This window comes from Bacillus sp. ISL-75 (assembly GCF_018613095.1).
In genome coordinates this window covers 1-26,485 of sequence record NZ_JAGGQX010000053.1, presented here as the reverse complement: position 1 = coordinate 26,485, position 26,485 = coordinate 1, and the positions used below count along the sequence as shown (strand labels likewise).

Annotated in this window: 22 protein-coding genes and 2 riboswitches; all 22 genes read left to right on the top strand. The window is 39.5% G+C overall.

Annotation, left to right across the window (positions count from 1 at the left end):
• Nucleotides 1-127 precede the first annotated feature (127 nt).
• The 22 genes from J7E63_RS21325 to J7E63_RS21220 all read left to right on the top strand — a co-directional run bounded on the left by J7E63_RS21325 (nucleotide 128) and on the right by J7E63_RS21220 (nucleotide 26,288).
• Nucleotides 128-1,699: a spore germination protein gene (locus J7E63_RS21325; protein WP_215016015.1), complete on the top strand. Its 1,572-nt coding sequence runs from the start codon at nucleotides 128-130 to the stop codon at nucleotides 1,697-1,699.
• 25 nt (nucleotides 1,700-1,724) lie between these two features.
• Nucleotides 1,725-2,816: a spore germination protein gene (locus J7E63_RS21320; protein WP_215016012.1), complete on the top strand. Its 1,092-nt coding sequence runs from the start codon at nucleotides 1,725-1,727 to the stop codon at nucleotides 2,814-2,816.
• The gene (locus J7E63_RS21315) at nucleotides 2,813-4,021 is read left to right on the top strand and encodes a Ger(x)C family spore germination protein (RefSeq protein WP_215016011.1); all 1,209 of its coding nucleotides are present in this window, start codon (nucleotides 2,813-2,815) and stop codon (nucleotides 4,019-4,021) included. The genes J7E63_RS21320 and J7E63_RS21315 overlap by 4 nt, the downstream gene beginning before the upstream one ends.
• A gap of 549 nt (nucleotides 4,022-4,570) precedes the next feature.
• Nucleotides 4,571-5,068, top strand: coding sequence for a TRAP transporter small permease (locus J7E63_RS21310; protein ID WP_168244362.1), 498 nt, complete (start codon nucleotides 4,571-4,573; stop codon nucleotides 5,066-5,068).
• Between the two features lies 1 nt (nucleotide 5,069).
• Nucleotides 5,070-6,365: a TRAP transporter large permease gene (locus J7E63_RS21305; protein ID WP_168244361.1), complete on the top strand. Its 1,296-nt coding sequence runs from the start codon at nucleotides 5,070-5,072 to the stop codon at nucleotides 6,363-6,365.
• 54 nt (nucleotides 6,366-6,419) lie between these two features.
• Nucleotides 6,420-7,445, top strand: a complete 1,026-nt coding sequence (locus J7E63_RS21300; RefSeq protein ID WP_215016010.1) for a TRAP transporter substrate-binding protein — start codon at nucleotides 6,420-6,422, stop codon at nucleotides 7,443-7,445.
• Nucleotides 7,446-7,544: 99 nt separating this feature from the next.
• Complete coding sequence (locus J7E63_RS21295; RefSeq protein ID WP_215016008.1) at nucleotides 7,545-9,383, top strand: sensor histidine kinase; 1,839 nt, start codon at nucleotides 7,545-7,547, stop codon at nucleotides 9,381-9,383.
• Nucleotides 9,380-10,147 (top strand): response regulator transcription factor, encoded by a 768-nt coding sequence (locus J7E63_RS21290; protein ID WP_215016006.1) that lies wholly within the window; start codon nucleotides 9,380-9,382, stop codon nucleotides 10,145-10,147. Before J7E63_RS21295 ends, J7E63_RS21290 begins: the two co-directional genes overlap by 4 nt.
• 328 nt (nucleotides 10,148-10,475) lie before the next feature.
• Nucleotides 10,476-12,497 carry a glycoside hydrolase family 3 protein gene (locus J7E63_RS21285; protein WP_215016001.1) on the top strand — a complete coding sequence of 674 codons (2,022 nt, stop codon included), beginning with the start codon at nucleotides 10,476-10,478 and terminating at the stop codon, nucleotides 12,495-12,497.
• Between the two features lie 159 nt (nucleotides 12,498-12,656).
• A riboswitch (glycine riboswitch) is annotated at nucleotides 12,657-12,756 on the top strand.
• 445 nt (nucleotides 12,757-13,201) lie between these two features.
• Nucleotides 13,202-14,608, top strand: a complete 1,407-nt coding sequence (locus tag J7E63_RS21280; protein ID WP_215015999.1) for an amino acid permease — start codon at nucleotides 13,202-13,204, stop codon at nucleotides 14,606-14,608.
• A 112-nt stretch (nucleotides 14,609-14,720) separates the two neighbouring features.
• Nucleotides 14,721-14,823, top strand: a riboswitch (glycine riboswitch).
• 242 nt (nucleotides 14,824-15,065) lie between these two features.
• Complete coding sequence (glyA, locus tag J7E63_RS21275) at nucleotides 15,066-16,316, top strand: serine hydroxymethyltransferase (RefSeq protein WP_215015998.1); 1,251 nt, start codon at nucleotides 15,066-15,068, stop codon at nucleotides 16,314-16,316.
• Nucleotides 16,317-16,331: 15 nt separating this feature from the next.
• Entirely contained in the window at nucleotides 16,332-16,844 is a 513-nt protein-coding gene (locus J7E63_RS21270) for a serine dehydratase beta chain (protein WP_168244354.1), read from the top strand.
• A complete protein-coding gene (gene sdaAA, locus J7E63_RS21265; protein ID WP_215015997.1) occupies nucleotides 16,844-17,725 on the top strand; it encodes an L-serine ammonia-lyase, iron-sulfur-dependent, subunit alpha in 882 nt (293 codons plus the stop codon). Before J7E63_RS21270 ends, sdaAA begins: the two co-directional genes overlap by 1 nt.
• Nucleotides 17,726-17,740: 15 nt before the next feature.
• Nucleotides 17,741-18,853: a glycine cleavage system aminomethyltransferase GcvT gene (gcvT, locus tag J7E63_RS21260; protein ID WP_215015994.1), complete on the top strand. Its 1,113-nt coding sequence runs from the start codon at nucleotides 17,741-17,743 to the stop codon at nucleotides 18,851-18,853.
• 126 nt (nucleotides 18,854-18,979) lie between these two features.
• Nucleotides 18,980-19,375, top strand: a complete 396-nt coding sequence (gene gcvH, locus J7E63_RS21255; protein WP_088088213.1) for a glycine cleavage system protein GcvH — start codon at nucleotides 18,980-18,982, stop codon at nucleotides 19,373-19,375.
• A 1-nt stretch (nucleotide 19,376) separates the two neighbouring features.
• Nucleotides 19,377-20,729 carry an aminomethyl-transferring glycine dehydrogenase subunit GcvPA gene (gene gcvPA, locus J7E63_RS21250; RefSeq protein ID WP_215015992.1) on the top strand — a complete coding sequence of 451 codons (1,353 nt, stop codon included), beginning with the start codon at nucleotides 19,377-19,379 and terminating at the stop codon, nucleotides 20,727-20,729.
• On the top strand, nucleotides 20,722-22,206 hold the full coding sequence (gene gcvPB, locus J7E63_RS21245; protein ID WP_215015990.1) for an aminomethyl-transferring glycine dehydrogenase subunit GcvPB: 1,485 nt from the start codon (nucleotides 20,722-20,724) through the stop codon (nucleotides 22,204-22,206). Before gcvPA ends, gcvPB begins: the two co-directional genes overlap by 8 nt.
• Before the next feature lie 123 nt (nucleotides 22,207-22,329).
• Nucleotides 22,330-23,208, top strand: coding sequence for a lipoyl synthase (gene lipA, locus J7E63_RS21240; protein WP_215015989.1), 879 nt, complete (start codon nucleotides 22,330-22,332; stop codon nucleotides 23,206-23,208).
• 36 nt (nucleotides 23,209-23,244) lie between these two features.
• A complete protein-coding gene (locus tag J7E63_RS21235; RefSeq protein ID WP_215015988.1) occupies nucleotides 23,245-23,550 on the top strand; it encodes a HesB/IscA family protein in 306 nt (101 codons plus the stop codon).
• 113 nt (nucleotides 23,551-23,663) lie between these two features.
• Entirely contained in the window at nucleotides 23,664-25,064 is a 1,401-nt protein-coding gene (gene lpdA / locus J7E63_RS21230; protein ID WP_215015987.1) for a dihydrolipoyl dehydrogenase, read from the top strand.
• Between the two features lie 39 nt (nucleotides 25,065-25,103).
• Complete coding sequence (gene purU, locus J7E63_RS21225; RefSeq protein ID WP_215015985.1) at nucleotides 25,104-25,973, top strand: formyltetrahydrofolate deformylase; 870 nt, start codon at nucleotides 25,104-25,106, stop codon at nucleotides 25,971-25,973.
• 147 nt (nucleotides 25,974-26,120) lie between these two features.
• Complete coding sequence (locus J7E63_RS21220) at nucleotides 26,121-26,288, top strand: hypothetical protein (protein ID WP_168244345.1); 168 nt, start codon at nucleotides 26,121-26,123, stop codon at nucleotides 26,286-26,288.
• The last annotated feature ends 197 nt before the right edge of the window (nucleotides 26,289-26,485 follow it).

Below are 26,485 nucleotides of genomic sequence, written 5' to 3'. Positions count from 1 at the left end.
ATATGTGGAATTCTATTGTTTCCTATCTTCCAGACTGGAAAGTTTTTATACAAGCTTTTATCGTGTTTTTCATTCCGTACATGATCTTCAGATTTTTTAATTGGATTCGCAAGGAAGAGTGATGAAAATGCGAGAACGGAAATTAAAGGATAGAAAAAAAGAAAAACAACCTAACAAAATTGAAGATCAACAAGAATCTAAGCCTCAAGGCTCAAATCATCTGTTTACAGATGATTTCACTTTAAACTTAGAATTAGTTAGACAAGAAATCGGTCATAACTGGGATGTGCACTTTCGAGAGTTTAATATTGGGCGTACCGGCATTCGAGCATCCATTATTTTTGTGGATGGATTATCAGATAAAGATCTGATTAATAAACATATTATGACATCATTGATGGTTGATTTCACAACAGAATATAAACAGGAGCTATCCTTTGTGAAGGGAAGCAATTTAACCAAATTTGTAAAAAATCATGTGCTGCCTATTAGTGAAGTAGAAGAGATTGGTTCTATTAAAGAGTTAGTATCAAAAGTATTAACAGGTTCTACCGCGCTTTTAATTGATGGATCATTAGCTGCGCTAATCCTTGGTACAACAAAATTAAAAACAAGGACGATTGAAGAGCCAGTATCAGAGGCATTAGTCAGAGGTCCACGGGTCGGTTTCACTGAATCCTTAAGTGATAATACATCTTTTTTGAGAGGGAATGGTGAAATTGAAAATTTATCGTTAGTAAAATTTCAAGTAGGAAAGCGTTCAAAAAAAGACCTAGTCGTCGCTTACATAAAAGAAATTGTGGATCCGGAATTAGTACAAGAGGTAGAAAAGCGAATTAAGAAAATTGATCTTGATAATGTGCCAGAATCAGGTTATGTAGAGCAGCTTATCGAAGATAATTATCTTAGTCCTTTTCCGCAGGTACAGAGTACAGAGCGTCCTGATCGTGTGATTGCTGCCTTGATGGAAGGTCGGGTATCCATTTTACTAGATGGGACGCCTTTCGCTTTGATCGTTCCGGTTACCTTTAGCATGATGTTACAATCACCTGAAGACTATTATGAAAGGTGGATTCCTGGCACGTTCATCCGTTTACTTCGTTATCTAGCAGCTATTCTGGCTCTTTTTACACCGGCTTTGTATATTGCATTCATCTCATTTCATCCAGGATTGATTCCTACTAAGTTAGCCATTTCCATTATAGGGGCGAGGTCCGGTGTTCCATTTCCTGCACTTATCGAAGCGTTATTTATGGAAATATCGATCGAAATTTTAAGGGAAGCTGGACTCCGGTTACCGAAGCCAATTGGTCCAGCAATGGGAATTGTCGGTGGGTTAATCATTGGTGAAGCGGCTGTACAGGCAGGGATTGTTAGCCCCATTTTGGTGATAGTAGTGGCGTTAACTGCGATCTCATCTTTTGCCAATCCTCAATATAGTGTAGGGATTACATTGCGTATTCTTCGCTTCGTAGCCATGCTTTGTGCTGCCATACTTGGATTATATGGAGTCATTCTATTTTTCCTTTTCATGACAAGCCATTTAGTGAAACTAAAAAGTTTTGGCGTGTCTTATATGAGTCCAGCCGTTCCTTATCGTTTAAGTGAATGGAAAGATTTGATGGTTCGCATGCCCCTTATGATGATGAAACGTCGTCCAAAGATGATGCATACGAAAAATCCTATACGTAAAAGATAACCTATTGTGAAAGGAACATGAAAGGATGATTGTCAGTCCAAAAGATCGAATTACCACGCCACAAGCAGCTGTTATCATCAGCAACTTTATTCTTGGTTCAGGAATCCTCACCCTGCCCAGAACAGCTGCAGAGAAGGTGAATACACCAGATGTATGGTTAAGTGTTATTTTAGGCGGGGTGATCGCGATAATCGCAGGGGTGATCATGGTCAAATTATGCCAACAGTTTCCCCAAAAAACAATTTATCAATACAGCCGTGAAATTGTAGGAAAATGGGTGGGCAGGTTACTTAGTTTACTTATAGTATGTTATTTTCTTTTAACTTCCGGGTTTCAACTCCGTTCAATGGCGGAAGTAATAAGGTATTTTTTGCTGGAAGGTACCCCTATCTGGGCAATTATGATGCCATTTATGTGGGTAGGTCTCTATCTGATCATAGGCGGTATCAACCCGATTGCCCGTCTGTTTGAAATTGTATTACCTATTACGATTTTCCTTTTTTTGCTAGTAGCCTTTATGAGCCTAAAAATATTTGAGATCGATAATTTACGCCCGGTATTGGGGACTGGATTCATCCCTGTGCTAAAAGGAGTAAAGGCGACGACTCTCGCATTTACAGGTCCTGAAGTCCTGCTGGTCCTCATGGCGTATATGCAACAGCCAAACAAAGCAGTAAAAATGGTCCTAGTTGGAATTTCCGTTCCATTGATTTTTTATGGGATAACCGTTGTGATGGTGATCGGAGCGTTATCCGTCGATGAAGTGGTCACGAGAACATGGCCAACACTTGATTTGATACGAAGTTTTGAGGTAACCGGTTTGATCTTTGAACGGTTTGATTCTTTGTTGCTGGTGGTATGGATTATGCAAATGTTTACTACCTTTACCATCAGCTACTACGCAGGTGCTTTAGGGCTGGCTCAACTTTCGAAAAAGAACATTCGTTCATTTATGTATGGTTTACTTCCACTTATTTACGTCATTTCCATCACCCCAAAAAATATCAATGATCTATTTAAACTTGGGGATATGATTAGCAATTGTGCATTGTTTTTATTTGGTTTACTACCACTTCTCCTTCTTATTATCGCGAGATGGAAAGGAAGAAAACAATGAAGTTAAGTCATAACAATATACGATTTCTCTTGGTTTCGCTGTCTGTCCTGTTACTCTTTTCTCTTACAGGCTGTTGGAGCAGTCATGAAATTGAAGAGCTAAGCTTAGGTGTAGGGGTGGCATTCGATATAGGGAAGAAGTCAACCATAGAGAAAAAGATAAACGAACAAGATGAAGGCTATTCCAAAAAAGATCAGATTACTACAACTTATCAACTTATTACCTCACAATTAGCAAGTTCAATGAGTAAAGAAGGGGGATCGCAACAACAATCTTTTGTTAATATCTCTGAAACGGGAGACTCCATCCTTCAAGAGGTTCGTGAATTATCATTAAGAACGGATCTTCCTTTTAATGCCAGTCACATGAAAGTCATTGTAATCGGTGATAAACTTGCACGATCGTATAGTTTAGATCGATTACTTGATCAATATCTTAGGGATAATGATTTTAGACCAAGCTGCCTTATGTTTATTAGTAAAGGGAGAGCTAGCAATACACTAGTATCAAAGGAAGCAGGAGAAGTTCCAGCATTTCGTCTGTTTGGAATGGTAGATAATGCCTATCGAACGACAAGAATTTTGCCTCCTATTTCGATTATTAAATTAGACGGTAAGCTACATTCAGGATCTAGTTTTCTTTTGCAAAATGTGATCTCGGCTAATGGAGATGTGAAATTTGCAGGAGCTGCCGTGATAAAAGGAAAGACAAAAAAACTGCGTGGTTTTTTAAATGAAGAGGAATTGGAGGGTATAACATGGATAACAGGCAAGGGGAAAGGCGGTGTGGTGAAAAGTTTTGATAAACAGACTAGTGGGCTAATCGTATATGAGATAGAGTCTATGAAAAGTAAAATCACCTCTCATGTTAAAGGAAACAATATCTCTTTTGATGTAAACATCGAATCAGAAGGGCGATTATCTGAGAATTGGGTGGTTTCAGGTAACTCTTTTGATAATACATTTCTAAAAAGGGCAGAAGAATCCACCGAAAAAGAAGTAAAACGATTGGTTGATCATACAATTAAAAAAACGCAAAAGGAATATCGAGTAGACGTTGCTGGCTTTGGAAACCGTTTAAGAATTGAGCATCCGAAAGTATGGGAAAAAGTCAAAAAAGATTGGGATCAAACATTCAGTGAGGTTCCAATTTACTACAACGTAAAAATAACAATCAAAGATTATGGAGCGTCAGGTCACAAGTAAGCCTTCTTTTTTTAGGGTACGAAAAAAGAATTATACTTCTTAAAACCCAAGCTTCCAATGTAGTAAGAATTAAAGCAAAAGCAGCCTGGCAACTTATTTTACAGGATGAAGAAATGTTGATTTAGCGAAGAAAGGGTACCTATTTAAAGGGGTATTGAGAAAAAGGCACAACTAGCAAATTTAGCCTAGTTGTGCTTTTTTGCGCGCAAAACTTTCGATTGTCCCCAATAAGAAACGTCCCTACTTATTTTATTATGCAACACTTCTGCTGCTATTTATAATATTTTTCCACGGTCTCGGAACAACTTACTAGAATGGATAGTGCCTATGTTTTTAACCAGTTGATGGAATACAGTTAACATGGTAAGTTTAATCTATATTTAATTCGTTTATTAAACTTACAAAAATACATAAAATGGTTTCAAATAGAAAGGATTTCAAATTCCACCTAAAAAAATCACAAATTATCCTAAAAAAAGAACATTCAAAAACATTCAAAAGATTCATAAAATTAGAGACAAGAAAACGTTTTCAAATGGGGGGAATCAAATGAATGTAATCAAAAAAGTAGGTCTAGTCATCGATACCATTTTTGAAAAATTCACTCTACTATCGTTAATTGCTTTAATTTTTGTCGTCACCCTACAAGTTTTTACCAGGAAATTATTTAATTTTGTTTTCTTTTGGTCAGAGGAAGTTACTCTTTTGTTACTCGCTTGGTTTGCCTTTATGGCCATAGCAGTGGGATTTCGAGAGTATATCCATTTAGGCATTGATTCTTTCACGAATCTATTTCCTAAAAGTTTTAATAAAGTTTTAGATAAAATCATCAGTGCCTCTATTTTTGCTTTCGGATTATATCTGGTAATCCAGGGCTGGGACTTCACGGTATTGATGATGGATTCAACTCTGCCGGCGACAAAATGGCCAAGTAGTATCACTTATGCGGTTATGCCTGTCACGGGTGTGATGATTTGTGTTTATTCGCTTTTACAATTCTTTAACATTAACACCACTCGCCACAAAGAGATAGAGGAGGGCATGTAACTTGGACAGCAACACAATTGGTATCATTATCTTACTATCAAGCTTTGTTATTCTAATCTTACTTCGTTTTCCCATTGCCCTTACGTTGATTGCCTCGTCATTGCTGACGGTTATCTATCTAGGTATACCTCTTCCGGTAGTGGGCCAGCAAATGATTCAAGGGATGAATTCCTTTTCTTTACTTGCGATTCCGTTCTTTATTTTGACCGGACAAATTATGAGTGAGGGCGGCCTTGCGACTCGAATTGTGAATCTGGCAAGTTTAATGGTTGGCAGAATTCGCGGTGGGCTCGCCATGGTTAACAGTGTAGCTGCATTGTTCTTTGGAAATATCTCAGGTTCTGCCGTCGCCGACGTTTCTTCCGTTGGGTCTGTTATGATTCCGATGATGAAAAAGAAGGGATACGAAGCAGACTATGCAGTGGGAGTAACGATTGCATCGGCCATTCAAGGTGTAGTAGTTCCGCCGAGTCATAATCTTGTTTTGTACTCCTTAGCAGCAGGTGGTGTTTCCATCGCCAGTTTATTTATGGCTGGGATTGTTCCTGGATTTATTATGTTAATTTCCTTAATGATCACGGGTTACATTATTGCTAGAAAACGAGGCTACCAAAAAGCGGACCCTGTTCCAAAGTCAGAAATTGGCGGGATCCTTCTACATGGACTTTTATCCTTAAGCCCAGCAGTCATTATTTTGGGCGGGATTATGAGTGGCTGGTTTACAGCAACGGAATCTGGGGCATTAGCTTGTTTGTATTCTTTTATTCTAGCGTTTGTTGTCTATAGGGAAGCAAAATTTTCGAATGTATGGAAAATATTAACCCGGACGATGAGAACTGTTTCGATGGTATTTTTCTTAATAGCAGCATCAGCTTCGTTTGGCTGGATATTAGCTTACCTGAAAATTCCGTCAATGGTAACGAACTTATTTTTAAGTATTTCTGATAACCCGATTATTATTCTATTGATTATTAATATTTTGTTACTTCTCCTTGGAGCACCAATGGACATGGCACCAATGATTTTAATTATGACACCTATTCTCCTTCCAGTTGTAACCAGCTTTGGAATGGATCCGGTGCACTTCGGAATTGTCCTGATTTTAAATGCTGGGATTGGCCTTTTAACGCCGCCGGTAGGAACCGTTTTGTTCGTCGGATGTGCGATAGGAAAGGTCTCGATACAACAAGGGACAAAAGCAATGATGCCATTTTTCTACGCTTTACTAGTTGTTCTGTTGGTTATTACCTATATTCCTGAGGTTGTCCTGTGGCTTCCTAATATGTTAGTCAAGTAACCGAAGGAAAGGTGAAAATAAAATAATAAAATTTTTTAAGGGAGGGTTACAAGAATGAAGAAAAAAAAGATTACAGGAATTCTAGCAGCAACGCTTTTAATGGGTAGCATCCTAGCTGCCTGTGGGAAAGAAGCAACGACGGGTACAAAAGATGGGGGTTCGAAAGCTGAGGAACCTAAATATACGTTCCGGTTGGCAGATAATCAGCCGCCAGATTATCCAACTGTTGTTGGAGACAAAAAGTTTGCCGAATTGGTTGATGAAAGAACAAATGGCCGAATTAAAATTGAGGTATTTCCATCTGCCCAATTAGGGGATGAAAAATCCGTGTTGGAACAGGTTCAGCTTGGAGCCATTGAGTTCACAAGAATCAATTCCAGTCCGCTTGCCGAGTTCAATGATCAGTTCACTGCATTAGGACTCCCATATGTATTCGAAGGCGAAGAACACTTATGGAATTTTCTTAACGGTGAAATGGGAACAAAATTGTTAGATGGTTTAGAGCAGTCAAAAATGAAAGGGCTTGCTTATTATGATTCAGGGTCACGTAGTTTTTATTCTACTAAACCACTAAAAGGTGTAAAGGACTTAAAAGGGCAAAAAATCCGTGTGCAGCAGAGTAAAATCAATATTGATTTCATGGAAGCACTTGGGGCAAGTGCGACGCCAATGCCATATGGCGAGGTATTCAGCGCGCTGCAAACAGGAATCATTGATGGTGCAGAAAATAACATCCCAAGCTTAGACTCTTCTAACCATTATCAAGAAGCGAAAAACTTTATTTTAGACCATCATCAACGGATCCCTGAAGTCCTGCTTATTAGTAAAGCAGCATGGGATAAGCTTTCAGAAAAGGATCAAAAAATTGTGAAACAAGCAGCACTTGATTCCGTTCAAGCGCAAAGAGAAGAATGGGATAAGTGGGAAGAGCGTTCTACTAAGAAACTGAAAGAGGCAGGAGTTACCTTCACTGAGGTTGATGATATTACACCTTGGAAAGACGCTGTTAAATCCATGGTTGATAAATATTCAAAAGATTATAAAGAGGTAATGGATGCCATTGAAAAAGCACGTCCATAATCGATAGCAGGCAGTAAGCCTAGTTGGTGAATATATCCATTTACCAGCTAGGTCTTTTCTGTTTAAAAAATCACTAATAGACAGGAATGAATAACAACAATGATGAAGTGGTGGAGAAAAATCGCAGAATTCCTAGAACGATACATCCTCTTAAAAAATCAATCACTGATGATAAAGCTCTGCGTTTTCTCCAGTTTTCTAGTTATTTTTCCAGTCATTTCAGTTGGAGTTATTTCATACAATCGTTCATCGGTTGAACTTGAAAATGTACTTAGACAATCGAGCAGCCAAGTAATTGATCAAGTAGAGTCACATATCGAATATTATTTACAAGATTTTGAGATTACCAGCCTAAAAATTATCAACTCTCCTGAATTATCGAGCCTTTTGAAATTGAAAGCGTCAGAAAATAGAGATCAATTTATTGAACCAACTCGTAACACCCTTAAAGAAGCAGAATACTCAAGAGCAGATATAACTAATATCACTATACTACTTAATAACAATCAGGTAATTGATACTCTTGGAAATAGAAATTTCTATCCTGCTACGAAAATGAAAGAGGAATATTGGTATTCATCTGTCCCACTTAATGGGATGAGTATGTTAGTTATGAGAAAGTTAAAATTAGAAAATAAGGAACAGCCTGTCATTTCACTCGTAAGGAGACTATATAATCCCCAGACGCTCTTACCTGTAGGCATGCTTATTATTGATATCAATTTCAGAAGAATTGAAGAAATCTCTAACAAGGTAACCATCAGTAAAAATGGCTATTTTTCCATTTTAGATGCGAACGGGCATTATATTTACCATCCTGACTTCTCAAAACTCGGGAAAAGGGTTGAATTCAAACAACTTTCAAACCTGAAAACAGAAGGAAGCAGCACGGAAATTTTAGAAAATGAACGGAGAGATTTTATTACCTATACTTTCTCTCGAAACCTCGGCTGGAGGTTTTTATCGGCAGTCCCATACCGAGATTTAACGGGGGGAATCGTTCAAATTGAAAAAGCCATATCCTTAACCATTCTTGTCTCTTTGATTATTGCCTATTTGATCGGGTTCGGATTCGCCACAAGCATCATTCGGCCCATCCGTCGTTTGCAACATTTTATGAAGGAAGTTGAAATTGGAAAATTAGATGGCAGAGTTCGAGTGGATTCAAATGATGAAATCGGACAATTGACTGCTGGTTTTAATAATACCGTTGAGAAACTATCCAACCTACTTGAAGAAGTATATGTCTCTAAGTTAAAGGAAGCAGAAATGTCACTTAAACAAAAAGAAGTCGAATTAAAAATGCTGCAATCACAAATGAATCCCCACTTTTTATACAATTCTCTTGAAACCATTAGGGGTATGGCATTGGAAGAAAATCAGGAAAATATTGCAACCATGTCTTTATCACTTGGAAAACTACTTCGGTATAATCTTAATAATCATTCATCTACCGTGAGTTTTAGAGAAGAAGTGAATTTTTGTGAAATGTATCTGCAGATTCAAAAGTTTCGCTTTGAGGACCGTTTTGAGTACATGTTTGATATTCCTCAATGGGTAATGGAATTGGAAATGGTGAAATTTTCCCTCCAGCCATTGGTTGAGAATTGTTTTGTTCATGGTTATGGTCCTAATACTAGAAAATTAAAAATTGTGATATCAGCTTTCCGTCATTCTGAGTCTTCCTTTGTTATTCGCATTTCCGATACTGGTGAAGGAATAAAGGATCATATTTTAGAAGAAATCAAGAAAAGAATGGACTTAAAAACGTCCACTAGTGATGGGAAAAATATAGGAATCGTAAATGTTCATCAAAGAATTCATTATTTGTTTGGACCCGAGTATGGAATAACCATTCAAAGTGAACAGGGTTCAGGGACTAAGGTATTAATCCATTTACCCATACTAGATCATCATGTGGAGGAGGAGAGAGTATGAAGAAAAATATCTTGTTGGTTGATGATGAGAGATGGGTTCGAACAGCTCTTAAGTGGACGATAAACAAGTTGAAGCTTCCTTTGCAAGTGGTCCACGAATGTGAAAACGGGTTAGAAGCACTCGACTGGATTAAGCATAATGATGCAGATCTAGTGTTAACGGATATTCGAATGCCGATAATGGACGGGCTTTCGTTAGTAAAAGAATTGAGTCATTTGAAGAAGAAACAGGATGTCATTGTGATCAGTGTTCATGACGAGTTTCAATTTGTTCAACAAGCCATTCGAACCGGTGTAACCGATTACCTTCTAAAACCAGTAGAGGAAGCCGAGTTAAAAGGGTGTCTTGAAAAGTGGCTAGAAATGAAATCAAAAGAAGAGACAAAAAGGAATACTCCAAAAAATGGGGATGAAAATCTTCCTTCCTCAACGATTGAAAAGGTTTTGCAGTATTTAGAGAAAACACCATTAGACCAAATTACACTGAAGGATGCGGCAGGGTCAGTCCATATGAATCCTAGTTATCTTAGTCAATTATTCAAACAACAGCTGAACAAAAAGTTTGTCGATTATATTACCGAGCTGCGAATTGAGGAAAGCAAACGTTTGTTACTAAATACAAGCTTACGATTAGCTGAGATTGCTGAGAGAGTGGGATACTCGGATTTAGCCTATTTTAGTAACAACTTTAAGAGACTTACAAGCTTTTCACCATCAGAGTTTCGAAAATCAGCGCTTGTAAAGGTACCGGAAAAAACTCCATAAAGGTCGACGAGCCAAGAATCTAGTTTTTGGCTTCTTTTTTTTGATTGATTTAAGTTTGCGTTTAATTTATATCAATTTTGCGATCTTATCTGGTCCAAAGCTAGGACTTTGGCTATGGGTATATATATCTGAATATTTCAAATCTTAAAAAAACACAAATTCACCTAAAAATATTCTCTATTATTGTTTACCTTCTAAATTATACAATTATTTCGATTGAAAGCGTTTTCTCTTGAAGGAGTGATAGGAATGTCATGAAACGTTTAAGATTTAACTAGTTTTACTCTTTTTTGTAAGTATTTTAATAGGAAAACGGGGGAGAAATAGAATGAAACTATTTTCAAAAAAAGCATCAACATTAACGATTGCTGCATTGATGTTATCATCGCTTGCTATTCCATATGCAAGCGCGGAACCGGGAAAATCGAATGGCAATAAGCAAAATGCACCTGCCATTGAAGCGAGGACCAAAAACATCCTTGTACAGGGTGAGAAGCAATTTAAGGACCTTAATAATAACAGTAGACTCGACCCCTATGAAAACTGGCAGGTACCTACTGACGTACGTGTAAAGGATCTAGTGAAAAAGATGACGCTTGAGGAAAAAGCAGGAATGATGCTTATTACTGAATTCCCGCAATTTAAAGATAACAAACTAGTCCTGCCGAATAAATTAATAAATCAAAACACACGATATTATATTTTTCGGCAAACTCCAACGACAGATGTCATCGCAGACTATAATAATCAGCTACAGGAAGTAGCTGAGCGATCAAGGTTAGGGATCCCAATTGTTATTACTTCAAACCCGAGGAATCATGCCTCAACAGATTATACGAATAATAGTGAGGGGGCAGGCCTCCATTCTTTTTGGCCAGGTCCTTTAGGTTTAGCGGCAACACGCGATTCCAGTCTTGTGAAAGACTTTGCGGAAACGGCCGCAAAGGAATGGCGAGCATCGGGTATTCGTAAAGTTTACGGGTATACAGCCGATATTGCTACTGACCCTCTTTGGGCAAGGATTGAAGATACATTTGGAGAGCAGCCAGAACTAGCTTCTGACATGATTTATAACGTAATCAAAGGTTTTCAAGGAGATGAGCTTGGTAAAGACAGTGTGGCTATCACTGTGAAGCATTTCCCAGGTGGTGGAGCACGTGATAACGGCTTAGATCCTCATTTTGTGGAGGGGAAATTCAATCCGTATCCAACTGAAGGCAGCTTGCTTGAATATCATATTCCGACCTTTAAGGCAGCAATTGCAGCTGGAGTATCGTCGGTCATGCCATATTACGCATTTCCAAGCAATACGAGTGCTGACCAAGGTTTGCCATGGTATAGTGAAAATCAGCAATTTGAAGAAGTTGGCTTTGCTTTAAACAAAGCGCTCATCACTGACCTCTTACGTGGAGAGCTTGGTTTCAAAGGATATGTCAACTCCGATACGGGTGCTATTGGTAATAATGCCTGGGGTGCTGAAGGATTAACACCAGAACAAAAATTTGCGAAAGCAATCGATGCCGGGACAAATATCATTTCTGGCGCATCCGATCCGACGCCAATTATTAATGCAGTGAAAAATGGATTGCTTGCAGAAGAAAAAGTAGATGAATCGGTCACTTTTTTACTAACAGAGATGATGAAATTAGGCCTTTTCGAAAACCCTTATGTCGATGGTCAAAATGCGCTTGATGTAGTCAATAATCCTGAATCACAGAAAAAAGCGGATGAAGCACACCGGAAGTCATTGGTTCTATTACGCAATGACAATATCGATGGTAAAAATGTATTACCATTGGGTGATAGTGAAATAAAGGATGTCAAACTATATATTGAGATGTTCCCAGGTGGAGATGATGCAGCGGCCACCAAGAAATTAAAAGAAACTATTAAAAAATATGATACTTCTATCACCGTAACGGATAATCTTGAGGAAGCAACACATGCGTTTGTTTGGGTCCGACCTGTTCAATCGAATTGGGATAATAATCCACGGATAAACATTGGCCCTGAAACAGGAATTACTAATGTTGATAGAATTATTGAGATTCAGAAAAAAGTTCCGACGATTACTGCGATTAACTTCACTAACCCATGGTTGATTGATCAAATTGAGCCTAATGCTGCAGCAGTAATCAGCACGTTTGGCGTAAAGGCGGAGGCAATCGTAGACGTTATTCGTGGAAAATACAATCCGACAGGGAAACTTCCATTCACCATACCTGCTAACAAAAAAGCAGTAGACAACGAGGTTGGAGATATTCCAGGCTATGTAGAGGATCCTTCCTATGTCTATAAAAATAAAAATGGGGATTCTTACGGATTTGACTTTGGATTAACATATAAATAAGAGTTGAAGGCACATGAATACATTAAATAGTAATGGAAAAGTGTCTGTTTACTATGGCCTCTGTATTTCTATAAAATTATAATAATTAATTAAATTCAGAAAATTCATTTGACATCATTCTTTGAATAGACTAGGATTAAATTAAATTCATAATTGCGGATGAGTATTGTGGGAGAGACTAAACGCATTGTTTAGCACCGAAGGAGCAAGTCCCAAAAATTGGGCTCAATCTCTCAGGTAAAAGGACCACAATAGGACGCGTCTCTGGAGAGCGCCATGTGCCACCAAAGGAGTTATACTCTCAGGTAAAAGGACAGAGGAAAATGGGGAACGCCTATTTTTCTCTGTCCTTTTTTTGTGGAGAAAAATAGTAATAAACATAAAAAGGAGGAGTTAAACACAAAACTAATAATGGGAGAGTCGTAACGATCCTAAAAAAGATTTAGGGCCTAAAATTTTACCATATTGTGGTGTGAAAGCATGATTGGTAAAGGAATCCTGTATTTACAGGAGTGGCTGTTACGCATCATGATTGTCCTGTTGATTATTTACTTTTTAGAAAATGTAAGCGCTTATTCATGCCGAATTGACTAAAAAAATATTAAATTTTCATTAGAATAAATTTGCAATTATTGATTTTACATATTATTTAAAGCCATCAAAAAATTGCAAACATCCTTGAAAAGTAGAGAGAGGGAATTCATATGCAGGAACAAACATTGTCAAGAGGTTTAAAAAACAGGCACGTTCAACTTATCGCTATTGGCGGGGCTATCGGAACAGGATTATTTCTTGGAGCAGGTAAATCTATTCATTTAGCAGGTCCATCGATTTTATTTGCTTACTTGATTACAGGGGTAATTTGCTTTTTAATCATGCGCGCCCTGGGAGAACTGCTTTTATCCAATTTGAAATATCATTCTTTTGTTGACTTTGTAAGAGACTATTTAGGTAATATGGCAGCATTTATCACAGGCTGGACCTACTGGTTTTGCTGGATTTCAATTGCAATGGCCGATTTAACAGCTGTTGGTCTCTATACTCAGTTTTGGTTTCCAAGTGTACCACAGTGGATGCCAGGATTAATTGCACTTGTCGTTTTGCTCGTTATGAACCTTGCAACCGTAAAGCTTTTTGGCGAAATGGAATTCTGGTTCGCATTAATTAAAGTCATTGCGATACTTGGATTAATTGTTATCGGAATTTTCATGATTATTAAAGGCTTTTCCACAAATTCAGGCGCATCCAGTTTCACGAATCTATGGAGCCACGGCGGCATGTTCCCAAATGGCATAAATGGCTTTATCCTCTCATTCCAGATGGTCGTGTTTGCTTTTGTTGGCATTGAACTTGTAGGACTTACTGCAGGTGAAACAGAAGACCCGGAGAGAGTTATCCCAAAAGCAATCAATAATATTCCTATTCGGGTATTAATTTTCTACATTGGCGCCCTTATTGTCATTATGAGTATTTATCCGTGGAACGCCATCAATCCAGCGAAAAGCCCATTCGTTCAAGTATTCGTGGCGGTTGGTATCGCTGCAGCTGCTGGTATCGTCAATTTTGTCGTTCTAACATCTGCAGCTTCGGCATGTAACAGCGCCATTTTCAGTACAAGCCGGATGGTATACTCACTTGCCAAAGATAAAAATGCACCTGTACCATTTGCAAAACTTACTTCTCGTCAAGTACCTTCCAATGCATTGTTCTTTTCTACTGTTGTCATTTTAATTGCCGTTGTGTTGAACTATGTAATGCCAGAAGGAGTATTTACGCTGATTACAAGTATTTCTACAGTATGTTTCATCTTTGTTTGGGGAATTACTGTCGTCAGCCATTTGAAATACCGCAAAACCAGACCAGATCTTGCGAAAGTGAACAAATTTAAATTGCCGCTTTATCCATTTTCCAATTACTTAATCCTTGCCTTCCTAGCGTTCGTGCTTGTCGTACTTGCACTTGCGGAAGACACTCGTGTTGCCTTGTTCGTAACACCTGTCTGGTTTATCATGCTGATTGCGATTTATAAGATGTTGATAAAGAAGGCGGATAATGCGGATCAGGAGAATTATGCCGATCAGGAGAATCAACAAAAAGTGGCGGAAAATTAAGGGGCAACCCAAAAATATAATTTTTATTAATAAATCATGTTTCCGCTTTCAAAAAAGCTTGACTTAGATTCAATTAACTATTATTCTGAAAATAATAAAAATAAATAAGCGGAAGATGGTTGTGGGAGAGTGCAAGTTTACACGCCACCGAAGGAGCAAGTTCCAAAAAGACCCTTGGAACAAATCTCTCAGGTAGATGGAACCACAATTGGACGCAACTCTGGAGAGCGCAGATAAAGTATTTGCCACCAAAGGGGAAGGTTCTTAATCGAACTTAAACTCTCAGGTAAAAGGACAGAGAAGGGTAGAAGTAAGCCATGTGCTACCCTTTTCTGTCCTTTTTTGCGTGCAAAAAAGTATGGTTTCGCTTCAGATTTTATCTTTAGAATGAACAGATAAAATCCGAGGTTAAACACAGATAGAGGTAGTTAAAACAACGAATCAAGGGGGAATCGGGATGAGTTTACAACAAAATGATTCAACTATTTTTGAAGCAATTCGGAAAGAGCAGCATCGTCAGCATCAAACATTGGAGTTGATCGCATCTGAAAACTTCGTAAGCCAAGATGTTTTAGAAGCAATGGGAAGTGTGATGACGAATAAATATGCAGAAGGCTATCCAGGGAAGCGTTACTATGGCGGATGTGAATTTGTCGATGTGGCAGAACAAATAGCGATTGACCGCCTAACTCAGCTGTTTGGTGCTAAATATGCCAATGTTCAGCCTCACTCAGGTGCACAAGCAAATTTTGCTGTATTTTTCGCACTGCTTCAACCTGGTGATAAAGTGATGGGGATGAACCTCTCACATGGCGGACACTTAACGCACGGAAGTCCTGTTAGTGTTTCAGGAAAATGGTTTGAGGTAGTGTCCTATGGTGTGAGAGAAGATACTCAATTGATTGATTATGATGAACTGGAAGCGATCGCGAAAAAAGAAAAACCGAAATTGATCATTGCAGGTACAAGTGCTTACACTAGAACGATTGATTTTGCACGGTTTAGACAAATTGCTGATCAAGTTGGCGCAAAATTCATGGTAGATATGGCGCATATTGCGGGACTTGTTGCAGCTGGTCTTCATCCATCGCCGGTTCCATACGCAGATGTTGTAACGAGCACTACGCATAAGACGCTCCGAGGACCGCGCGGCGGCATTATTTTAACAAATGATGAAGATATGATAAAAGCCATTAATAAATCGGTGTTCCCAGGGATTCAAGGCGGCCCGCTAATGCATATTATTGCAGCTAAGGCAGTTGCATTCAATGAAGCATTGCAGCCAAGCTTTAAGGAATATGCAAAACAAATCATTCTAAATGCCGACACACTAGGCAAAACATTAAAAAATGAAGGTGCAGCCCTTGTTTCTGGTGGAACGGATAATCATATCGTCCTTTTAGATTTACGTCCGTGGAATTTAACTGGAAAAGAAGCAGAAAAATTATTAGAAGAAGCGGGCATTACTGTAAATAAAAATACGATTCCATTTGATCCAGAAAAGCCGTTTGTTACGAGCGGTATTCGCATGGGAACAGCGGCTTTAACGACACGAGGGATGAAACAGGATGAAATGGTGAAAATCGGGGAAGTAATTGCAGCTGTTTTGAAGAGCAAAGGGGACAAAGTTGTTCTTGAGAAAGCAAAAGAAACAACCAAAGCAATTTGTGGAGCCTATCCGTTATTTCAACAGGCAGTCACAGTATAAGAAAGGGGTATGAGGATGGAATTTCAGAGTTGTTTTGACATTATTGGGCCGATTATGGTGGGACCGTCGAGTTCTCATACAGCAGGTGTCGTATCTATCGGGAAATTTATTTATGAACTGTTAGGAGATTGTCCACAAGAGGTCAAGATTGTATTTTATGATTCCTTTGCTGAAACCTATCAAGGACATGGAACAGATAAAGCACTTCTTGGCGGATTGCTTGGGATGGATACCGATGATACACGCATTAAACATTCATTGGAGTGGGCAAAAGAGGTTGGCATGCAGTACCATTTCGAATTTGAAGATATCTGTGACTACTATGACCACCCAAATACAACAATCGTGACAGTGAAACACGGTGATCGTGTTGTAAAGGTTGGCGGTGCATCACTTGGTGGAGGCTTATCAAAAATCTTTATGATTAACGAGAAGATGGTAGATATTCGTTTAAGCGCAGGCGATGACTTTACAGTCCTTGCTAGTTCTTATCAACCAAGAGGGAAAGTACTTATGGAGGCAATTTAATGAAGATACAGTCCATGAAAGAGCTGATTGAAGCTTGTGAAAGAGAACAAAAAACCATTGGTGAAATCATGTTGATGATGGAAACAGAAAAATCAGGAAGAGACCAAGAAACCATTATTAGCATGATGGAAGAGCGATTGATCAAAATGAAAGAAGCCGTTGATAGCGGTATAAAAGATGCCTCAACCGCACCGAGTGGAATTTCTGGCGGGGATGCCGTGAAAATGTATGATTACGTACATCAAGGTAAATCTCTGTCAGGTAGTTATGTAAGCAATGCAATGAGCTTTTCATTGGCAACTTCTGAAAGCAATGCACGGATGGGGGTTATTGTAGCCACTCCAACTGCTGGGGCAGCCGGTATTTTGCCTGGTGTATTGTTTTCGCTTCATAAAAATGATGGCACACCCTATAAAGATTTAGTCATGGGATTGTTCACAGCAAGTATGCTCGGGTTTGTCATTGCGAACCGTTCTTTCATTTCGGGGGCGGCTGGAGGCTGCCAAGCAGAGGTAGGATCCGCAACAGCCATGGCCGCAGGAACAATCGTTGAGTTAAAAGGGGGCACGCCACAGCAAGCAGTGAATGCGACGGCCATTGCCATGAAGTCACTCTTGGGTTTAGTTTGTGATCCAGTCGCGGGTCTTGTTGAGGTGCCTTGCATAAAGCGAAATGTGATTGGAACCTCTATCGCATTTTCAGCGGCTGATATGTCTCTTGCTGGGATTGAAAGCCGCATTCCTTGTGATGAAGTGATTGAAGCGATGTATAGGGTTGGAAAAGATATGCCTAGGACACTTCGGGAAACAGCGCTTGGAGGTCTAGCAATAACAGAAACAGGTAAACAGGTTAAGGAACGACTATTTTGTCGGAAATCTTAGGTAGGGGGTCTATCAATGGGAACAGCAACAGTATTAAAGCAAACACCGCTTTTTGATATTTATGGAAAATCAGGTGCGAAGGTCATTGATTTTGGAGGCTGGGCATTGCCAGTACAGTTTTCCAGCATTTTAGATGAGCATGAGGCGGTTCGATCAAAAGCAGGTCTTTTTGATGTCTCACATATGGGTGAAGTGCTTGTTGAAGGCAAAGATGCAGAGAGTTACATTAACTACCTTGTCACTAACGATGTAACTAAGCTTTGTATCGATCAAGCGCAGTATACAGCAATGTGCTATCCAGACGGCGGGACAGTCGATGATTTATTAGTGTACAAATTAGCGGATGAAAAATATTTACTCGTCATTAATGCCTCAAACATTGAGAAAGATTATGAATGGATGAAGCAGCATGTAAAAGGAGATGTGACGCTCCAAAATATTTCGCAGAAAGTAGCTCAGCTTGCCATCCAAGGTCCAAAGGCTGAAGGTATTTTACAAAAGTTAACGGAAACAGATCTATCAGAGATTGGCTCATTTAAATTTGCTCAACATGTCAACCTGGACGGGATTACAGATGTGCTCGTATCACGTACAGGTTATACAGGAGAAGATGGTTTTGAGCTTTATTTAGCCGCTGAACAAGTTGAAGCACTTTGGGTAAAGCTTTTAGAAGTAGGAAGTGAGGATGGCTTAAAACCATGCGGCCTCGGTGCACGTGACACGCTTCGTTTAGAAGCACGTCTTGCACTCTATGGTCAAGAGTTATTAAGTGATATTAGTCCACTTGAAGCTGGAATCGGCTTTGCCGTAAAAACGAAAAAAGAAAGTGATTTTATCGGTAAATCCGCACTATTAGCACAAAAAGCAGCCGGATTAAAACGAAGATTAGTAGGAATTGAGGTAACGGGCCGGGGGATTCCACGCCACGGTTATCAAGTAGTTTCGGAAGGTGGAGAGGCAATTGGTGTTGTTACATCAGGAACCCAATCACCATCTTTAAAGAAAAGCCTAGGCCTTGCACTAATATCCGCAGAACATGCAGAAGTGGGAACACCATTAAAAGTGGTCATCCGTAATAAGCAGATTGAGGCGGTTGTTGTTAAAACACCGTTCTATAAAAAGGGTTAATAGAGTGATAGAGTTCTCTGGTTAACTTGCATAAAGATGATAGGCAGGCCGACTGTTACGTAAACTTACATGAAATCAAGACCTAAATGATCAAACTTGAATTTACAATCGGAAGGAAGAGAAATAATGACAAAAGCGACAGCAACTTTACTATATAGCAAAGAACATGAGTGGGTATTACAATTAGACGGAAATCGAGTACGTATTGGAATCTCTGATTTTGCACAAAAGCAATTAGGAGATATTGTCTTTGTTGAAACCTTAGAAGTGGATGATGAAGTAAAAGCGAATGAATCAATGGGTACCATCGAATCAGTAAAAGCAGTTTCTGACCTATACTCTCCTGTATCAGGTACGGTTGTTACTGTAAACGAAGAGTTAGGAGATGCTCCTGAGACGATTAACGAACATCCATTTGAAGCAGGTTGGTTAGTAGAAGTGGAAATGTCCAATCCTGAAGAATTGGAATCACTTTTAAATGAAGATGCGTACCAAGCATTTATTAATGAAGGAGAGGAATAAAATGACTTCTACTTATCGATACCTCCCTGATACGAAACAAGATCAAGAGGAAATGCTCGCTTTTTTAAATATTTCTTCGATAGATGAGTTATTTGAAGATATTCCAGCTGAAATTCAACTAAACGGTGAGCTGCCAATTCCAGCGGCAGTGACTGAGCCGCTCCTTTTGAAAAAAATGAATCAACTGGCTTCCAAAAATAAAAATGCTAATCATTACCCAACCTTTCTTGGTGCAGGAACGTATGATCACTATATTCCAAGTGTGGTCAATCATATGATTTCACGGTCCGAATTTTACACAGCCTATACACCATACCAACCGGAAATCAGCCAAGGTGAATTACAGGCGATTTTTGAATTCCAAACCATGGTTTGTGAACTGACAGGAATGGATGTGGCCAATTCTTCGATGTACGATGGCTTTACATCGCTTGCGGAAGCTGCATCACTTGCTGTTGCATCAACACGACGTTCCAAAGTACTTGTGTCAAAGGCAGTTCATCCTGAATCACGTGCCATCTTAAATACGGTAGCAGATGGCCAAGGTTATATCGTTGAAGACGTCAATCTTACTGATGATGAGACAAGCTTAGTGAAGCTGCAAGGACAAATTGATAAAAACACTGCTGCTGTTATTGTTCAATACCCTAACTTTTTCGGTTCCATTGAGGATCTAGCAGAAATTAAGAATATCGCGGATACAAAAGGAGCGCTTTTAATTGTAAGCGCCAATCCATTGGCACTGGGGCTCTTGCAGGCTCCTGGTAAACTTGGAGCAGACATTGTGATTGGGGATATGCAGCCATTAGGAATTCCGATGTCCTTCGGCGGCCCACATTGCGGTTATTTTACAGTAAGTAAGAAATTCATGCGAAAAATCCCAGGACGAATTGTCGGGCAAACGAAAGATGAAAAAGGGCAACGTGGATTTGTATTAACCCTGCAAGCACGCGAACAACATATTCGCCGTGATAAAGCATCATCTAATATTTGTTCAAACCAAGCATTAAATGCACTTGCTTCTGCGGTTTGCATGAGTGCACTTGGAAAGCAAGGAATACGTCATATGGCCCAATTAAACTTTGAAAAAGCCGATTACATGGCAAAATCTCTAAATAAAAAAGGCTTTGCCATTATGAATAAAGCGCCATTCTTTAATGAATTTGTTGTCAAGCTTCCACGACCGGTAAAGGAAGTCAACGCTAAACTTCTTGAGGCAGGTATCATCGGTGGGTTTGATTTAGGAACGGATTACGGTTTAGAAAATCAAATGCTGCTAGCAGTAACAGAGCAGAGGACAAAAGAAGAGATTGACCAATTTATCGAGATATTGGAGGCAGTTGTAAATGGTTGAATATAATGACCTAATTTTTGAAATCAGTCGTCAAGGACGTGTTGGATCAAGTCTTCCGGAAAGTGACGTTGATCCTGTTGATCTAAATGATAAACTTCCCAAGCATTTGATTCGTGACCTGCCAGCAGAACTCCCGGAAGTATCAGAGTTGCAGCTTGTTCGCCATTACACAGCGCTTTCGAATAAAAACCATGGGATCGATAATGGCTTCTATCCACTTGGTTCTTGTACGATGAAGTACAATCCGAAAATTAATGAAGATGTAGCACGTTTGGAAGGGTTTAGCCGCATTCATCCATACCAGCCTACTGAAACAGTACAAGGCGCACTAGAGGTCTTATATGAATTACAGGAAGAGTTAGCTGTCATCACAGGAATGGATGCAGTGACTTTACAGCCTTCAGCAGGAGCACAGGGTGAATGGACAGGGTTAATGATGGTCAAAGCCTACCATAAGCAAAAAGGAGAGGTAAGAACGAAAGTTCTTGTACCAGACTCTGCACACGGAACAAACCCTGCAAGTGCATCGGTTGCCGGTTTTGAAACCATAACGATTCCATCCAATGAGCATGGGTTAGTCGACTTAGAAGAATTAAAGAAGCATGTAAATGATAATACAGCAGCACTGATGCTAACAAATCCAAATACTCTCGGCCTGTTTGAAAAAGAAATCGTAGAAATCGCTAAGGTTGTTCACGAAGCAGGCGGCTTATTATACTATGATGGAGCTAATGCGAATGCCATCTTAGGGAAATCTACTCCGGGTCAAATGGGCTTTGACATCGTGCACTTAAATCTTCATAAAACATTTACTACACCTCATGGCGGCGGCGGCCCAGGTGCAGGTCCAGTCGGTGTGAAAGAGAAACTGATTCCGTTTTTACCAGTACCGCGTGTTGAGAAAGTGAATGAGGTATATGTGCTAGATTCTAACCAACCGCTATCGATCGGTCGAGTGAAAGGATATTATGGAAACTTCGGTATTCTATTACGTGCGTACACCTATATTCGCACAATGGGACCTGAGGGGTTACGTCAAGTGTCGGAAAGTGCAGTACTACATGCGAATTATCTGCGCAAAAAACTCGAGCCGTATTTTGAGGCACCGTATTCACAAATTTGTAAGCATGAATTTGTGTTATCTGGATCAAGACAGAAAAAACTTGGTGTAAGAACACTTGATATGGCCAAACGTCTGCTTGATTTTGGCTACCATCCACCTACCATCTACTTCCCGTTAAATGTTGAGGAATGTTTGATGATTGAACCGACAGAAACTGAGTCAAAAGAAACACTGGATGCTTTTGCGGATGTCATGATTCAAATTGCAAAAGAAGTTGAAGAAAATCCAGGTGTCGTATTAGATGCACCACATACTACGGTTATTGGCCGCTTGGATGAAGTACAGGCAGCTAGAACACCAATCTTGCGTTTTACAAAAGAAGAAGCAGTAAAAAGAGAAACCGTAATGTCATAAACGAATGGGTAAACATGAACCACTGAGAATGAAGATAAAGAGAAAATAAATTTTCTCACGATGTCATTCTTGGTGGTTTAAAATATACCGAAAACTTCATGACTGTTCATAGGAGTGGAAGAGATGTCTATTGATCATGTTCGCAAACCAGAATGGCTAAAAATAAAATTAAATACGAATGAACAATATACTGGCATAAAAAAAATGATGCGTGAAAAAAAGCTACATACGGTCTGTGAAGAAGCGAAATGCCCAAACATTCATGAATGCTGGGCTGAACGTAAAACTGCAACCTTTATGATTTTAGGAAGTGTATGCACGCGTGCCTGCCGATTCTGTGCGGTTCAAACAGGGCTTCCGACAGAGCTTGATTGGGAAGAGCCAGAACGTGTTGCAGGATCAGTGGAGCAGATGGGCTTAAAGCATGTCGTGATTACAGCCGTTGCTCGTGATGATTTAAAAGATGGTGGAGCTGGAGTGTTTGCAGAAACAGTACGGGCAGTAAGACGCCGCAATCCATTCTGCAGCATTGAAGTTCTCCCGTCCGATATGAAGGGTGAATATGACAACTTAAAAACATTAATGGATGCGAGGCCAGACATTTTAAATCACAATATTGAGACAGTGAAACGTTTATCACCAAGAATTCGTTCCCGGGCAACATACGAACGTTCCCTTGAGTTTTTGAGACGAGCAAAAGAAATGAATGCAACTATTCCTACAAAATCCAGCATTATGGTTGGATTAGGTGAAACAAAAGAAGAAATTATAGAAGCGATGGACGATCTTCGTGCAAACAATGTAGAAATTTTGACAATCGGTCAATATTTGCAGCCAACCAAACATCATCTTAAAGTCCATAAATACTGGAGTCCACAAGAGTTTGAGGAACTAAAGAACATTGCCATGTCAAAAGGCTTTAGTCACTGTGAAGCAGGTCCGCTCGTTCGCTCCTCTTATCATGCTGACGAACAGGTCAATGCAGCAAAAGCGAATGCGTAATCATTTAAAATAGGCGAATAAGGGGAGGGAAGTCCTATGATGATAAAAATGACAGAAGCGGCAATGAACAAGCTAAAGGAAATGGCGGTCAATAGAGAGCAAACTCCTCGGATTGACGCCGAAGTCGCTGGCGGATGCGGGATGACTGTTAAGTTTTCAATTGTTTTTGATGAACCACGGCGAAATGATTTATGCATTGAGATGGATGGGATTCAGATTCGGTTGGATCGTTTTACAAAACGCTATTTAGATGAAGAAACACAAATTGATTATAGAGACGAACAAGGTTTTCTAGTTGGCGAAAGTTTTGCCTCTAGTGCATGTTCAATTGAATTCGATTAATAGGAAAATGGTTGATGTCTATTACTGAATGGAGCTAATAGCTGTTTATGAAAATATTAAACCAAGTTTTCCTATAGATATATTTACATATTTTTATAAAAGGAGACACCAAGATGACAAAAGAATATGATGTTGTTATTATCGGCGGTGGAACGGGCGGGTACGTTGCTGCCATTCGCGCTTCCCAATTAGGTTTAAAAGCGGCGGTTATTGAAAAAGGAAAAATCGGTGGAACATGCCTTCATGCTGGCTGCATCCCTAGTAAGGCTTTATTAAGAAGCGCAGAAGTGTACGCTCAAACAAAAAATGTAGATAAGTATGGTGTCATTGCCTCAGAAGTTGGACTTGATTTCTCAAAAGTACAGGCTCGGAAAGAAGAAATTACGGCTCAGCTATTTAAAGGTGTCCAACATTTAATGAAAAAAGGAAAGATCGATGTTTATGATGGGAAAGGTAGTATCTTGCAGTCAAAAGATGTTCTAGTGGAATTGAATAATCAAGAAGAGGAAATCATTTTAAGCCCCCGGAATATTTTGATTGCAACAGGCTCTCGTCCAAGAACACTCCATGGCCTAGAAGTAGATGAAAGCTATGTGATGACATCGGATGAAGCCTTGAAAATGGAGGAGCTTCCTAATTCGATTATCATTGTTGGCGGCGGAGTGATTGGAATCGAATGGGCATCGATGCTCGTGGACTTCGGATTACAAGTTACAGTACTTGAATATGCCGATCGTATATTACCAACAGAAGATCAAGATGTATCAAAGGAAATCCAGCGTTTAATGAAGAAAAAAGGTGTGAAAATCGTCACTAGTGCAAAGGTGCTGCCTGAGACACTTGAAAAAGGTGAGGGTGTTTCGATTAAAGCGGAGCATAAAGGAAAAGAAACGCCATTTTCTGCTGATAAGCTTTTAGTTTCCGTAGGGCGATTACCAAATACGGAAGGCATTGGGCTTGAAAATACTACCATTGATCTGGATCGTGATTTTATTAAAACAAATGAGTTTTATCAAACGAATGAACCAAACATTTACGCTATAGGTGATGTGATTGGCGGCCTGCAGCTTGCCCATGTTGCCTCACATGAAGGGATCATCGCGATTGAACATATGGCAGGAGAAAACCCTGCACCACTTGATTCTACTCTTGTTTCAAAATGTGTATACAGCAGTCCAGAAGTAGCAAGTGTTGGGCTCACAGAAGGAGAAGCAAAGGGAAAAGGGTATCAAGTAAAAACTGGTAAATTTTCATTCCGTGCCATCGGAAAGGCTTTGGTTTTTGGTGAATCAGATGGTTTTGTCAAACTGGTTGTTGAAGAGGGAACGAATAAGCTGTTAGGAGCCCATATGGTAGGTCCACATGTAACGGATATGATTACAGAAATAGGCCTCGCTCGCGTATTAAACGCAACCGCCATGGATATTGCTCATACGATCCATCCCCACCCGACATTGGCTGAAGCAATTGGTGAAGCTGCTCTTGCCGTAGATGGGAAGTCAATTCATGCATAAAATAACATCAATCATAATCCTAAGGATGGTGGAAGAGCAATGAACACAAAGGTAAAGCTGAACCGTGCAAAATTATTAATTTCTTGTCCGGAAAAGCCGGGGATTATCTCGACGGTAACGAATTTTTTATTAGAACACAAAGCGAATATTGTACATTTTGACCAACATACAACGGATCCACAAGCAGGAATATTCTTTATGCGGATCGAGTTTGATTTGGAAGAATTTGATTCTACATTTGAAAAACTTGAAAAAGATCTACATGTGATGGCGCGGGATTATGCTTTGGATTGGCAATTGAGCAGTAATGAAAGAAGAAAGCGAATGGCCATCTTTGTTTCCAAAGCGGACCACTGTCTCAGTGAGCTTTTATGGCGGTGGAAATCTAATGAAATTCCTGTGGATATCCCTATGGTGATCAGTAATCACACTGATTTAAAAGAATTGGTTGAGGGTTATGGTATCCCTTTTTATCATATCCCGCTGTCTCAAGAAACGAAAGGAGATGGCGAACAGAAAGCACTTGAACTATTGAAAGGGAAAGTAGATTTTATTGTTCTGGCCAGGTATATGCAAATTCTTTCTCCTAATTTCATTTCGCATTATCCTAAACAAATCATTAACATCCATCACTCATTCTTACCGGCTTTTGTTGGGGCAAATCCTTATGTAAGAGCGTTTAACCGAGGGGTGAAGTTAATAGGAGCAACTGCCCATTATGTAACAAATGATCTTGATGAAGGACCAATTATTGAACAAGATGTACAGCGTATTAATCATCGCTATACAGTAGCGGATTTAAAGACTGCGGGACGTCATGTGGAAAAAAGAGTTCTCGCCGAAGCCGTTTCCTGGCATGTTGAAGATAAAGTACTTGTTCATGGTAATAAAACGATTGTATTTGCATGAGTGGATTTCATAAGGTGGTTGCCCCTGTTTAAATGATCATTTGGTATCGGATGATAGGAGCCTAAAAATGGCTTAAAAGATAAGGAAGAGGGGATATCGGGGGATTTTCGGAAACACATGTAAACGAAAATCCTAGGAGATGGTGCTATGGCAGGAGATGAACATGTACTGGACTTTATTCATATCGTTTTAGCTATTCTTTGGATATTGATTTTTCTTCAAAATAAACGAAAGCGTACGTTAAACTACACACATATCATGCTGCTGCTTTTTGCCGTGGGTATATTACTTAATTCACTAGTGAAGTGGTCATAAAGGCTTACCTTCAATAGGTTAGGCAATTTCAAATTTGCAAATGAAAAAAAACGCTCAATGTGAGCATTTTTCAGATTGTCGAGAAAGAGTATTTTCTCGGCAATTTTTTATTCTCAGCATTTAATTATTCATTGTACCTGCTAATGGGCCTGTTGATTTCCGCTCTAGGCACTTCGCTTTCCGCGGGCGTGCAGGGG